Origin of the sequence: Paracoccus ferrooxidans (genome assembly GCF_029909815.1) — a bacterium.
Taxonomy (GTDB): Bacteria; Pseudomonadota; Alphaproteobacteria; order Rhodobacterales; family Rhodobacteraceae; genus Paracoccus; species Paracoccus versutus.
The window spans coordinates 1020929-1033976 of sequence record NZ_CP038202.1; the positions used below are offsets into that span (position 1 = coordinate 1020929).

Sequence of the window (13048 nt, forward strand, 5' to 3'; positions counted from 1 at the left end):
ACACCTGCCGCGGGCGGGTGGGGGTTTATTCCTCCGCCCCGCCGGGCCTGGGGTCGGGTGCCGCGGGGGGCTCGGAGGCCGCATCGTCCCGCGCCGCATCGTCTCCCGGCACCGACAGATCCTGTCCCGAGCCATCCTGCGCCGCATCGTTCCCCGTCTGCAGCGGCGCATCCGCCTTGGGCGGGTCGGCCAGCGGGCCCGCGCCGTCCCCCGGCTGGGGGTCGGGTTCGGGTGCCGCCGGGGATTCGGGGGCCGCATCATCCCGCGCCGCATCGTCACCCGGCGCCCGCGCGTCCTGCCCGTCCTGCCCGTCCTGTCCCGAGCCATCCTGCGGCGCGCCGTTCCCCCTCTGCACCGGCGCATCGGCCTTGGGCGGATCGGCCAGCGGGCCCGCGCCGATCTCGCGGTCGATGCGCTCGATCAGCACCTCGGTGACGTCGATGGATTGCGAGGCGACGAAGATCGCGCGCTGGTCCAGCACCACCACCGCGCCCCGCTCGCGCATCACCGCCGCCAGGACCGGCAGCACGGCGCGGAAGAAGGCCTGGCGCTCTTCCTCGGCCTCGGCCTGCAAGGCGCGGGGGGCGGCGTCGCGGGCGCGGCGCACCTCGACCACGCGCTTGTCGAACTCGTCGGCCCGCTTGCGGAACTCGTCGGGCGGCAGGGTCTGGCGCAGCGCCGTCAGCTCCTGCTCCTCGGCGGCGAACTGCTCGACCAGCCGCTCGTTCTCGGCCGCGATCTCGCTTCCGCGCCGCTCCAGCTCGGCCTGCACGCGCTGGCCCCAGCGCGAATGCAGATACAGCGCATCCTGGTCCAGCGTCAGGACCGGCAGCACCGCCTGGCCGTTCGGGGGCGGCGTCTCGACCACGATGGGCGCCGCCTCGGGCGTGGGCGTCCCGGCCTGTCCGGAAGGCTGCTCGGGCACGGGCTGGGCGGGCGCGCGCCCAGGCACCGCCAGCAGCGCGGCCAGGACCAGCGCCGCGATGCCGCGTCCCCCGGCCATCAGAACCGGGTCGAAATCGTCAGGTCGAAGGACTGCTCTTCGTCGTAATCCTCTTTCTTGAGGGCCTTGGCGAAGTTGAATCGCAGCGGCCCGATCGGCGTGGTCCAGAAGATCGAGGCGCCGACCGCGGCGCGAACCTTCATGCCGTCGTCGACCTCGACCCCGTTGGTGCCGCTGGTCCGGTCCAGCCCCCAGACCGAGCCGGCATCGGCGAAAAGCCCGCCGGTGATGCCGTATTCCTCGGGCAGGCCCAGAGGGAATTGCAGCTCGGTGCGCAGCGCCCAGAAATAATTGCCGCCAAGCGCATCCTCGTTCGGCGCCGCCAGGTCACGCGGACCCAGGCCGTTCGGCTCGAAGCCGCGGATCTTGCCGTTGCCGGTAAAGCGGTTCAGGAAACGGCTGTCCTCGTCGTCCAGCATATGCACGGCGCCGGTCTCGAACTCGGCCAGCATGGTCACGTTCTCGCGCCAGGCGCGGCTTTCGACGCCGGCGTAAAGCGTGCTGGTGACGGATTTCACGTCGCCGCCCAGGCCGGCGAAATCCTGGCCGGCGCGCAGCCGGTAGCTGGTCACCGGGTCCAGCCCGGCGATGCGGCTGTCATAGCTGTAGGTATAGCCAAGCGCCGAGGTGAAATAGCCACCCTGCTCGTCATACAGGATCTGCGACGAACCGACGAAGTTGCCTTCGGAATCCTCATGAGGCTCTTCGACGTCGAACAGCGTATCCTTGCTGAGCTTGTAGCGCAGTTCCAGCCGGCCGTTCTCGGAAACCGGGAATTCGATTCCGGTCAAGAAACCCACGGTGCGGGTGTTGTAGTCGGAGTTCAGCCGGTCGGTTGTGTTGTACCAGGCCTGCACCCGCGCCCGCAGGTCGCGGCCGAGGAAATAGGGCTCGACGAAGGTCAGGCCCGAGCTTTGCGTATCCGTGCCGGTCGAAAAGGCCAGGTCCACCTGTTGCCCGCGGCCCAGGAAGTTCTTTTCCGACAGCGAGATATTGAAGCCGACGCCGGTCGAGACGCCATAGCTGACGCCGAAGTTCAGGCTGCCGGTCGGCTGCTCCTCGACGTTCACGTCGACGATCACCTGCTCGGGCGTCGAGCCCTGGCGGCTTTCGGCCTGCACATCGGCGAAATAACCCAGCGCGCGCAGCCGCTCGGCCGAGTTGCGGATCTCGCGCGGGTTGAAGGGGTCGCCCTCGACGGTGGCGAACTGGCGCCGGATCACCTCGTCCAGGGTGGTGGTGTTGCCCTCGATGTCGATGCGCTCGACGAAGACGCGCGGGCCGCGGGTCAGGGCAAAGGTCAGGTCCAGGGTCTGGCTGCGCTCGTTGCGGGTGACGCGGGGCTCGATATTGACGAAGTCCAGCCCCTTGCGCAGCGCCAGCGCCTCCATCCGGCGGATGGTGGTGTCGATGTCGGTCGGGTTGTAGACCGCGCCGCGCTTGACCCGGTTCTGGGCGGCGAATTCCGCCGCATCGACGCCGGGGATCTCGCTGACGGTGTTGATGGTACCGAAGGTATAGCGCGGGCCTTCGTGGATCTGGAAGGTGATGTAGAAGGCGTCGCGTTCCCGCGCCAGTTCCGGCGCCACCGCCTGCACGCGGAAATCGGCATAGCCGCGCGAGCGGTAGAAATCGGTCAGCAGCTTTTCGTCCAACGGCACCCGCTCGGGGGCGAAGGTGTCGCGGCGGATGAAGGTGCGCAGGATGCCGGCCTGCTTGGTTTGCAGCACGTTGCGCAGCCGGCGGTCGGAAAAGGCGCGGTTGCCGACGAAGCCGATGCGCTCGATCTCGGTCACGTCGCCTTCGCGGATCTCGAAGACCAGGTCGACCTGGTTGCTGCCGCGGCGGATGATGCGCGGATCGACGCGGGCGGCCAGGCGCCCCTGCGAGGCATAGACCTGGCTGATCGCGGCGGCATCGGCCTCGGCCTGGGCGGGCGAATAGACCCGGCGCGACTGCGACTTGACGATCTCGGCCAGGTTTTCGTCCTTGAGCCGCTTGTTGCCTTCGAAGGCGACGGTGTTGATGGTGGGATATTCCGCCACCCGGACCACCAGCGTCCCGCCCGAGGGCACCAGCTCGACCGTCTCGAACAGCCCGGAATTCTGCAGCCGCTGCATGGCGTCGTTCAGCGCCCCGGCCGAGACGTCCTGGCCGCGCGGCAGGTCCAGATAGGAGAGGATGGTTGCCGGCTCGATGCGCTGGTTGCCTTCGATCCGCACGTTGCTGAAGACAAGGGCCGAGGCGGGGGTCGCCACCATCGCGACCTGCGCGGCCACCGCCAGCGCCGAGATCAGCGCCAGCGCGCCCTTGCCGAGTTTCCTGTCCGTCATCGCCGCCCCTCGCGAATAATGCATTGCCCGGCGGGTTTGCCCCGCCATATTTGCCCCGATGGATACCGCGAAGCGGGCCATGCTGTCAAAAGCCTAGCGCCGCTCAGGGGCAGAAAAGATCGTTGGTGAGGCCCAGAACCATCAGCGACAGAACCGCCGCCAGCCCCAGCGCCGACAGGATGTCCATCACCCGGTCCGAGGGGCGCCGCCCCGCCGCGGCCTCGTAGAGATAGAACATCAGGTGCCCGCCATCCAGCACCGGCACCGGCAAGAGGTTCAGGAAACCGATGGCCGCCGACAGCACCGCGATCCACCAGATGAAGTTGCTGCCCCCCGCCGAGGCCGCCTGCCCCGTGGTCTCGGCGATCGAGATCGCGCCGCCCAGGTTGCAGCTGCCGATCTGGCCGGTGATCATCGCCCAGAGCCCCGAGACGGAGGAGGCGATGATGTCCCAGGTGCGCGCGGCGCCGATCCCCAGCGCCTCGGCGGCGCCGGCGGGCCGGGTCGCCGGCTCGAAATAGGTGCCGCCGCCGGTCACGCCGATCAGCCAGCGCCGGGTATAGCCGTCGTCGGTGGGCAGATCCTGCTCGCGCGCGGCCAGGGTATAGTCGGCCTCGCCCTCGCCCTCGCGCCAGACCTTCAGCAGCACCGGCCGGCCCTCGGCCTTGGCCACATGCTCGCGCAGCTCGTCGAAGCGCGAGACGGGGGCGCCGTCCACGGCCAGGATCACGTCGCCCGGCTTCAGCCCCGCCGTGGCCGCCGGGCTGCGCGGCGCGATGCCGATGACCAGCGGCGGCATCGGATGCGGGCCGGGCACGGTGATCCGCGCGCCGTCGCGCAGCACGGTCCAGTCGTGGCTGGCCCGCGCGGGCAGGTCGGCCGCGGCCGTGCCGAGGTCGCGCCAGCTTTCGACCGGCCGGCCGTCCAGCGCCAGGACGCGGTCGCCGGTCTGCAGCTGCATCTCGATGCCGGGCGGCGTCGGGTGCAGCCGGCCCACCTCGACCTCATCGACCGGCAGCCCTTGCCAGATCGCCATGCCGGCAAAGACCAGGATCGACAGCGCGAAGTTGAAGACCGGACCCGCCGCCACCGTGGCGAAGCGCGCCCAGAGCGGCGCGCCGGTCAGGCTTTGGCGCGCACGGGCCGGCTCGACCGGCACCGAGCCGGCGCTGGCCGCATCCGCATCGCCCAGGAAGCGCACATAGCCGCCCAGCGGGACCGCCGCCACCTGCCACAGCGTGCCATGCCGGTCGCGGCGCGAGACCAGCCGCGGCCCGAAGCCCAGCGAAAAGCACTCGGCCTTGATGCCGCAAAGCCGGCCGACGATGTAATGGCCATATTCATGCACGGTGACGATGACCGACAGCGCGACGACAAAGGCCGCCGCGGTCCAGAGGAATCCGCCCATCGCGTCCAGAACCAGGCTCATGCCGCCCCCTGCCATTGCGCCGCCGCACGCCGGGCGAAGCCGTCCCAATGCAGCACCTCGGCAAGGTCGCGCGGGCTTTGCCCGAAACCCGCCTCGCGCGCGGCCAGCGCCAACGCATGCTCGACCGCCGGGGCCATGTCGGTAAAGCGGATGCGCCCGGCGATGAAATCGTCCAGCGCCTGTTCCTTGGCGGCGTTCAGCACCGCGCCGGCGGCGCCGCCCGCCTGGATCGCCTCGCGCGCCAGGCGCAGGGCGGGCCAGCGCGCCTCGTCCGGCTGGGCAAAGGTCAGGCTGCCAAGCGCCGCCAGGTCCAGCGCCGGCACCGGCAGCGGCGCGCGCGCCGGCCAGTTCAGCGCATAGCCGATGGCATGGCGCATGTCCGGCGCCCCCAGATGCGCGATGCTGCCGCCGTCGCGATGCGTGACCATGGCGTGGATGATCGACTGCGGATGCACCAGCACCCGCAACCGCTCGACACCAAGGCCAAAGAACTCATGCGCTTCAATGACTTCCAGCGCCTTGTTGAACATGCTGGCGCTGTCGATGGTGATGCGCTGGCCCATGTCCCAGTTCGGATGCCGGCTGGCCTCGGCCACGCTTGCCTGCGCCAGCCGCTCCAGCGGCCAGTCGCGGAAGGCGCCGCCCGAGGCGGTGATGGTCACATGCTCGACGCTTTCGAGGTCTTCTCCCTGAAGCGCCTGGAATATCGCGGAATGTTCGGAATCGACCGGCAGGATGCGGGCGCCGGTCTCGCGGGCGCGGGACATGACCAGCGGCCCGGCGGCGACCAGGGTTTCCTTGTTGGCAAGCGCCAGCGTGCCGCCGCGGTTCAGCACCTCCAGCCCCGGCGGCAAGCCGGCGGCGCCGACGATGGCGGAAAGCGTCCAGTCGGCGGGACGCGCGGCGGCCTCGGCCACGGCCCGCGGCCCCGCGGCGGCCTCGATGCCGCTGCCGGCCAGCGCCGCGCGCAGCTCGGCCAGGCATTGCGGCCAGGCGGTGACGGCGATCTCGGCCCGAAGCGCGCGGGCCATCTGGGCCAGGCGCGCGACATTGGCGCCGCCGGTCAGGGCAATGGTGCGGAACCGCTCGGGCCCGCCGGCCCGCATCACCAGATCGAACGCGCTTTCGCCGACCGACCCGGTCGCGCCCAGCACCGATATGCTGCGCATGCTATCAGCCTCCGATCACGGGTAAAAGATTGCCGATCAACAACACAAGCGCCACCAGCAGCGCCCCGGCCATGGCGTCGAACCGATCCATCGCCCCGCCGTGGCCGGGGATCAGGTCGGAACTGTCCTTGACCCCGACCCGGCGCTTGAGCCAGCTTTCCGCGATGTCGCCGAACTGCCCGGCCAGCGCCAGCAGCGGGCCCAGCACCAGCACCGGCCAGGGCGCCTGCCCGGCCAGCAGCAGGACCAGCGCCAGCACCAGCGCGCCCACCCAGCCGGCGATGGTGCCGCTCCAGGTCTTCTTGGGGCTGATGGCGGGCCAGAAGCGCGGACCGCCAAAGCGGCGGCCGATGAAATAGCCCAGCACGTCCGACAGCACCACGGTGCCGACGATCCAGGCCAGCGTCGGCAGGCCCATCACCTCGCGGATCACCACCAGCGCATAGCCCGCGCCCAGGATCGCCAGGGTGAACAGCAGATAGGCCGGGCGTTCGTGTTCATGCGTGCCGTGCCAGCCGGCGATCATCGGCACCAGCGCCAGCGCCATCGGCCAGTCGCCCGGCAGCACCAGCATGGCCAGCATCACCAGCCCCGACAGGATGCCGATCAGCACCGGATGGCGCGGGCTGCGGAACTCGGGGTGGCGCCAGCCGGTCAGCCGCGCCAGTTCCCACATCATCGCCCCGATCACGACCGAAACGCCCAGCCGGATCCACAGCCCCGAGGACAGCAGGAGCAGCAGCCCCAGCATCGCCAGCACCACGCCCGACAGCAGGCGCGGCCAGAGATCGGCCCATTTGTCGCGCCCGCGCTGCAAGGCGCCGCGCAGCCGGCCCGGCCGTGGCCCGCCCCCGCTCATGCGCCGCCGAAGCGCCGTTCGCGCAGCCCGTAGCGGTCGAGGATCTCGGCCAGATGCTCGGGCGTGAAATCCGGCCAGAGCGTCTTGGTGAACTCATATTCCGAATAGGCCGCCTGGAAGGGCAGGAAATTCGAGGTCCGCGTCTCGCCCGAGGTGCGGATCACCAGGTCCGGGTCGGGATGGCCGGCGGTGTCCAGGCAATCGGCCAGGTCGGCCTCGGTCGGCTCGGCCACCTCGCCCCGCGCGATGCGGCCGGCCAGCCGCGCCGCGGCGCGGGTCAGCTCGTCGCGGCCGCCGTAATTGATCGCCACGGTCAGGTTCAGCCGGGTGTTGCCGGCGGTGCGCGCCTCGATCCCGGCCATCAGCCGCTGCAGCTTGGGCTCCAGCCGCTCGCGCCCGCCGATGAAGCGCATGCGCACGCCCTCGGCGGAAAGCCCGTCGGCCTCGCGCTCGATATAGCGGGCGAAGATGCCCATCAGGCCCAGCACCTCCTCGGTCGAGCGCTTCCAGTTCTCGGTCGAGAAGGCATAGACCGTCAGCCAGTTCACCCCCAGGTCGGGACAGGCGCGGACGATCTGCTTCACGCGCTCGGCGCCGCGCCGATGCCCGACCAGTCGCGGCCAGCCCCGGTTCTTGGCCCAGCGGCCGTTGCCATCCATGATGATGGCGACATGACGGGGCCGCTGGTCCCCTCCGCCGGGCTTGGACAGGCTGGCTGCGATCTCGGCCATGCGTCAGACCTGCATGATTTCGGCTTGCTTGGCCTCGAGCGCCTGGTCCACCGAGGCGATCATCTTGTCGGTCAGTTCCTGCACGGCGCCCTCCCAGAATTTCTGGTCATCCTCGGACATGCCCGAGGACTTGGCCTTCTTGATCTGGTCCATGCCGTCGCGGCGCACGTTGCGGATGGCGACGCGGGCGTGTTCGGCATATTGCGCGGCGACGCGGGTCAGTTCGCGCCGGCGCTCCTCGTTCAGTTCGGGGATCGGCAGCATGATGATGGTGCCGTTCAGCTGCGGGTTGATGCCCAGGCCCGATTCGCGGATCGCCTTCTCGGCCTTGCCGACCAGCGCCTTGTCCCAGATGTTGATCGTGACCATGCGCGGCTCGGGCACGTTCACCGTGCCGATCTGGTTGATCGGCGTGGGCGAGCCATAGGCATCGACCATGATCGGCTCGACCATGCTGGCCGAGGCGCGGCCGGTGCGCAGCGAGGCGAATTCATGGCGCAGGGATTCCATCGCGCCCTTCATGCGGCGTTCCAGGTCGTCGGTGTCGATCTCGATCTCGTCGGACATGCTCGGTCATGGCCTCTGTGCTGTGATTTTCGCCGCTTTTAGCCGAGCCGCGCCGGCATGGCAAAGCCTATACGGGTTTTTCAGCCATGCACGCGCGTATATGTGCCGGTGCCGGCCAGAATCCCGCGGAAACCGCCCGGTTCGTCCAGCGAGAAGACGATGATGGGCAGGTCGTTGTCGCGCGCCAGCGCGATGGCCGAGGCATCCATGACCCCAAGATGCTTTTGCAGCACCTCGTCATAGGTCACGTCGTCATAGCGCCGCGCGTCGGGGAATTTGTTCGGATCCTTGTCATAGACGCCATCGACCTTGGTGCCCTTGAAGATCGCCTCGCAATTCATCTCGTTGGCGCGCAGGGTGGCGGCGGTGTCGGTGGTGAAATAGGGGTTGCCGGTGCCGGCGGCGAAGATGCAGACGCGCTTCTTCTCCAGATGCCGGACGGCGCGGCGGCGGATATAGGGCTCGGCCACCTCGTCCATGCGGATGGCCGAGATCACGCGGGTATGGATCTTCAGCGCCTCCAGCGCCGCCTGCATGGCCAGCGCGTTCATCACCGTCGCCAGCATGCCCATGTAGTCGGCGGTCGCCCGCTCCATGCCCTGCGCGCTGCCCTGGAGGCCGCGGAAGATATTGCCGCCGCCGATGACCATGCAGATCTCGACGCCCATGTCGTGGACGGATTTGACCTCCTGCGCGATGCGGGCGACGGTCGGCGGGTGCAGGCCGTAACCCTGGTCCCCCATCAGCGCCTCGCCCGAAATCTTCAGCATCACGCGCGAATAGCTTCCGCGGGTCTTGGACGCGCTTTCCGACATGGTTCACCTTTTTTGCGGCAGTTTCATTGCCGGGCAAAATGTCGCAAACAGGCCCCATGTTCAACCACTGCCGACCCGACCCGAAATGACCCTGCGTCACCCGATCCTGGCCGGGCTGGACCCGGCGCGCCATGTCCTGATCGCCGGGCCCACCGCCAGCGGCAAATCCGCCCTGGCGCTGGAGATCGCCGAGCGGCAGGGCGGCACCATCGTCAATGCCGACGCCTTGCAGGTCTGGTCCTGCTGGCGCGTGCTGACCGCCCGGCCCACGGCCAAGGACGAGGCGCGCGCGCCGCATGCGCTTTACGGCCATGTCGCGCCGGGCCGCGACTATTCCGTCGGCGCCTGGCTGGCCGAGGTGGCGGCGCTGCTGGACCGCGGCCGGCTGATCGTGACCGGCGGGACCGGGCTTTACCTGAACGCGCTCAGCCGCGGGCTGGCGGCGATTCCCGCCACCCCGCCCGAAATCCGCGCCTGGGCCGGCCAGCTGCTGCGCGAGCCCGGCGGATTGGCGCGCATGGTCGCGGATCTGGACACCCCGACCCGCGCCCGCATCGACCTGAGAAACCCGGTGCGCGTCCAGCGCGCCTGGGAGGTGCTGACCACCACCGGCCGCGGCATCGCCGCCTGGCAGGCCGAGACGCCGCCGCCGCTGATCGACCCCGCCGCCGCGCATCTCTTGGTGCTGGACCCCGACCGCGACTGGCTGGCCGGGCGCATCGACCGCCGCTTCCGGCTGATGCTGGACCAGGGCGCGCTGGACGAGGTGCGCGCCCTGCTGCCGCGTTGGAGCCCCGATGCGCTTTGGGCCAAGGCCATCGGCGCGCCGGAACTGGTCGCGCAGCTACGAGGCGAGATCGACCTGGACGAGGCGATCCGCCGCGCGGTCATCGCCACCCGGCAATATGCCAAGGCGCAGCGCAGCTTCTTTCGCGGGCGGCTGGGGGATTGGCCCCGCATCGGCATCGGCCCCTGACCGGCGCGCCCGCGCAAGCAGGAGGGCGCGCGGAGGCTCTATCTCAGCATTGATCCCCTGACCGACGCACCGCGCAAGCAGGGCAAGACATATTAATCTTTTGGCAACCTTGAGATGATTATATCCTTCATCGACTCGCGTCATGAGGATAGCCTTTGGTCATGGATTCGCTGAAAGCCGCGGCTGATGGATGAAGCCCGCCGCCACATCGTCCCGCCCGATCCCGTTCTGGCGCGGCTGGCCGCGGCGGGCGTCAATATCGGCACGATCCTCGAGCCGGCGGATACCGATCCCCGGCTGCCGGCGCCTGCCGCCCCCGCGGGCCGCCCGTCGGTCCTGTCGCCCACCGTGGTCGGGCTGGCCGAGGCGGGCGGGCCCCGGCCCCGTTCCCTGCTGCCGCAGGGCCGGGCGGGCGACGGGCTGCGGCTGATCCCGCTCGCCGGCCTTCACTGGGGCGGGCCGGTGCGAAGCCCGGCTGCGCCGCGCAGCCCGCGGGTCCGCGGCGACCATGTGCTGCTTCGCCCGACCGGCGGCATGGTCGCGATCATGTTCCCGCGCCACCACCATGCGCTGCCGGCCGGCCGCGTCGCCTTCATCCCCGCGGGCACCGCCTTTTCGCTGAAGCCGCCGCCCGAGGTGCGGGGGCTGGCGCTGCTGATCCCGCCCGCCCTGTGCCGCGGCCTGGCGCTGCCCGCGCAGATGCGCCACGGCCTGCCGGCGGGCGCGGATGCAGATGCGGATCTGCTGGATCGGGCCATGGCCGCGCTGGGATCAAGGGCGCCGCACGACAAGGCGCAGGATGCCGCCACCGCGCGCGAACTGGCGCAGATCGCCACGGTGCTGTCACGGCTGGACGAGGGGCCGGGCGGGGGCCGATCCGCCCCCTCGCCCGCCAGCCTGGCCGAGGCGCGGGCGCTGTCCGGGCATTTCCTGCAACTGGCGCGGGCCGAGCTGCAATCCGGCCAGACCATCGCCGAACTGGCGCGGCGGCTGGGCTGCTCGCTGGCGCAGCTCGACCGCGCCTGCCGGCTGAGCCGGGGACGCAGCGTGCTGGAGCTGCTCTACGACCTGCGGCTGCAATGCGCGACCGAGGCGCTGCGCGACGGCACCCAGCCGGTGGCCGAGATCGCGGACCGGCTGGGTTACAGCGGGCTTGGCCATTTCATGCGCACCTTCCTGGCCGCTACCGGCCGCACGCCCCAGGCCTATCGGGCGCTGATGCAAGAAGGCCGCAGCCGCCCCGGCGAGCGCCCGGCTGGCTGAACCCCGCGCATTCGGCTGGCGTGAACGCCCCCGCGCGGTTCCGGCATGGGAACCCGGCCCGCCAGACCGACGACGGGAAACGGCGTCGCGCCCCGTCGGAAAAGGCCGAGGGTGAACGGAAAAAAGCCGCCGGCTCGCGCAGTTGCGCCACCATCGCGGGCTTCGACAAGAGGCCGCTTTGCGGACCGCGGCAATGGGATCACGGAAATCGGGACGCAGATGAAAGACCCGATGGCGCAAAGGCTCGCCGGGGGGGGGTGCCGCCGCCGCGCGGGCTTCGGCAAGCCAAGGCCCCATGCTCGCCGCGGCCGAGAGAGGCTGTCAAAGCGCCTCGAAGGCCGCCCTTTGCCGGTCCGTCCAGCGCAGCCGCAGCCGCACGCCCTCTTCGGCCACCTCCTCGGCGACGATCACGCCCTGCTCATGCAGCCAGGCCCGGCGCCGGCCGTCCGAATGCGGCAGCACCAGTTCGGCCTCGCGGCGCGGCTCGTCCAGGGCCTCGGCCAGCCGCGCCTCGATGGCGGCCAGCAAATCGTCCAGCCCCTCGCCCGAGAGGGCCGAGATCGCCTGCACGCCCTGGGTCCGCGCATCGGTGCGCCGCAGGGCGGCGCGGGTCTCGGGCGACAGCGCGTCGATCTTGTTCCAGACCTCGATCAGCGGCACGTCCTCCTCGACGCCCAGCGAATCGAGGATCTCGCCCACGTCGCCGGCCTGCTCCTCGGTCTCGGGATGGCTGATGTCGCGCACATGCAGGATCAGGTCGGCGGCCAGCACCTCTTCCAGCGTGGCGCGGAAGGCGGCAACCAGCTCATGCGGCAGGTCGCTGATGAAGCCCACCGTATCCGACAGGATCACCCGCCGGCCGCCGGGCAGCACCATCTGCCGCATGGTCGGGTCCAGCGTGGCGAAAAGCTGGTCCTGGGCCAGAACCTCGGCCCCGGTCAAGCGGTTGAACAGCGTGGATTTTCCCGCGTTCGTGTAGCCGACCAGCGCCACGATGGGATAGGGCACCTTGGCGCGGGCCTTGCGGTGCAGCTCGCGGGTCTTGACCACGCGCTCCAGCTGCCGGCGCAGGCGCACCACCTGCTCGTCGATGGCGCGGCGGTCGGCCTCGATCTGCGTCTCGCCGGGGCCGCCCACGAAGCCCAGTCCGCCGCGCTGGCGTTCCAGGTGGGTCCAGGCCCGGACCAGCCGCGTGCGCTGATAGGCCAGCGCCGCCAGTTCCACCTGCAACACGCCCTCGCGCGTCTGCGCCCGGTCGGCGAAGATCTCGAGGATCAGCCCGGTGCGATCCAGGATCTTGACGCCCCATTCCTTTTCCAGGTTGCGCTGCTGGACCGGCGTCACCGGCCCGTCGATCAGCACCAGCTCGGCCCCCTCGCCCTCGGCGGCAGCCTTCAGGTGCTGGCCGATCTCTTCGCGCTTGCCCTTGGAGAACAGCATGCCCGGATCGGGGCTGCGCAGCCGCGTCACCTCGGCCCCAGCCACCTCGATGGCGGGCAGCGCATGGGCCAGGGCCACGGCTTCCTCAAGCGCCAGTTCGGGCGAGCGGCGGGTGCGCGAATTGCCCAGATCGGGATGGATCACATAGGCGCGTGTCGGGCGCTCGCGGGTTTCCGTCGGTTCGCCCAATCAGTCCTCGCCCTCATAGAGGCTGATCGGCTGCCCCGGCATGATGGTCGAGATGGCGTGCTTGTAGACCAGTTGCGACTGCCCGTCGCGGCGCAGAAGCACGCAGAAATTGTCGAACCAGGTAATGACGCCCTGCAATTTCACACCATTGATAAGAAAAATCGTCACCGGAACCTTGCCCTTGCGGACATGGTTCAGAAAAGCGTCCTGGAGGTTCTGTTTGTCGCCGGCCATTCGATGCACCTTGTTCTTATCGCTGGTTTTCAAGACTTAG

The 13048-nt window shown here is 70.0% G+C and carries 12 protein-coding genes; 2 read left to right on the forward strand and 10 right to left on the reverse strand.

Annotation, left to right across the window (positions count from 1 at the left end; translation table 11 throughout):
• Positions 1–25: 25 nt before the first annotated feature.
• The 8 genes from E3U26_RS22045 to pyrH all read right to left on the reverse strand — a co-directional run bounded on the left by E3U26_RS22045 (position 26) and on the right by pyrH (position 8906).
• Positions 26–1003: an OmpH/Skp family outer membrane protein gene (locus E3U26_RS22045; protein WP_499106631.1), complete on the reverse strand. Its 978-nt coding sequence runs from the start codon at positions 1001–1003 to the stop codon at positions 26–28.
• On the reverse strand, positions 1003–3336 hold the full coding sequence (gene bamA / locus E3U26_RS22050) for an outer membrane protein assembly factor BamA (RefSeq protein WP_499106632.1): 2334 nt from the start codon (positions 3334–3336) through the stop codon (positions 1003–1005). Before bamA ends, E3U26_RS22045 begins: the two co-directional genes overlap by 1 nt.
• A 103-nt stretch (positions 3337–3439) precedes the next feature.
• Positions 3440–4765 (reverse strand): RIP metalloprotease, encoded by a 1326-nt coding sequence (gene rseP, locus E3U26_RS22055; protein ID WP_499106634.1) that lies wholly within the window; start codon positions 4763–4765, stop codon positions 3440–3442.
• Positions 4762–5934, reverse strand: coding sequence for a 1-deoxy-D-xylulose-5-phosphate reductoisomerase (dxr, locus tag E3U26_RS22060; protein ID WP_499106636.1), 1173 nt, complete (start codon positions 5932–5934; stop codon positions 4762–4764). Before dxr ends, rseP begins: the two co-directional genes overlap by 4 nt.
• Before the next feature lie 4 nt (positions 5935–5938).
• Positions 5939–6793: a phosphatidate cytidylyltransferase gene (locus E3U26_RS22065; protein ID WP_116220780.1), complete on the reverse strand. Its 855-nt coding sequence runs from the start codon at positions 6791–6793 to the stop codon at positions 5939–5941.
• Entirely contained in the window at positions 6790–7524 is a 735-nt protein-coding gene (uppS, locus tag E3U26_RS22070) for a polyprenyl diphosphate synthase (RefSeq protein WP_072462786.1), read from the reverse strand. Before uppS ends, E3U26_RS22065 begins: the two co-directional genes overlap by 4 nt.
• Positions 7525–7527: 3 nt before the next feature.
• Positions 7528–8091 carry a ribosome recycling factor gene (gene frr / locus E3U26_RS22075; protein ID WP_072462785.1) on the reverse strand — a complete coding sequence of 188 codons (564 nt, stop codon included), beginning with the start codon at positions 8089–8091 and terminating at the stop codon, positions 7528–7530.
• Positions 8092–8171: 80 nt separating this feature from the next.
• Positions 8172–8906: a UMP kinase gene (gene pyrH, locus E3U26_RS22080; RefSeq protein WP_024844453.1), complete on the reverse strand. Its 735-nt coding sequence runs from the start codon at positions 8904–8906 to the stop codon at positions 8172–8174.
• An 85-nt stretch (positions 8907–8991) separates the two neighbouring features.
• Between pyrH and miaA the strand changes: the two genes are divergently transcribed.
• Both miaA and E3U26_RS22090 read left to right on the forward strand, forming a co-directional pair.
• Positions 8992–9882, forward strand: a complete 891-nt coding sequence (gene miaA, locus E3U26_RS22085) for a tRNA (adenosine(37)-N6)-dimethylallyltransferase (RefSeq protein WP_499106639.1) — start codon at positions 8992–8994, stop codon at positions 9880–9882.
• 186 nt (positions 9883–10068) lie between these two features.
• Entirely contained in the window at positions 10069–11145 is a 1077-nt protein-coding gene (locus E3U26_RS22090; RefSeq protein WP_499106640.1) for a helix-turn-helix transcriptional regulator, read from the forward strand.
• 321 nt (positions 11146–11466) lie between these two features.
• Here the strand turns inward: E3U26_RS22090 and hflX are convergent, their stop codons facing one another.
• Positions 11467–12774, reverse strand: coding sequence for a GTPase HflX (hflX, locus tag E3U26_RS22095; RefSeq protein WP_116220777.1), 1308 nt, complete (start codon positions 12772–12774; stop codon positions 11467–11469).
• The gene (gene hfq, locus E3U26_RS22100) at positions 12775–13008 is read right to left on the reverse strand and encodes an RNA chaperone Hfq (protein WP_010394165.1); all 234 of its coding nucleotides are present in this window, start codon (positions 13006–13008) and stop codon (positions 12775–12777) included.
• Positions 13009–13048 lie beyond the last annotated feature (40 nt).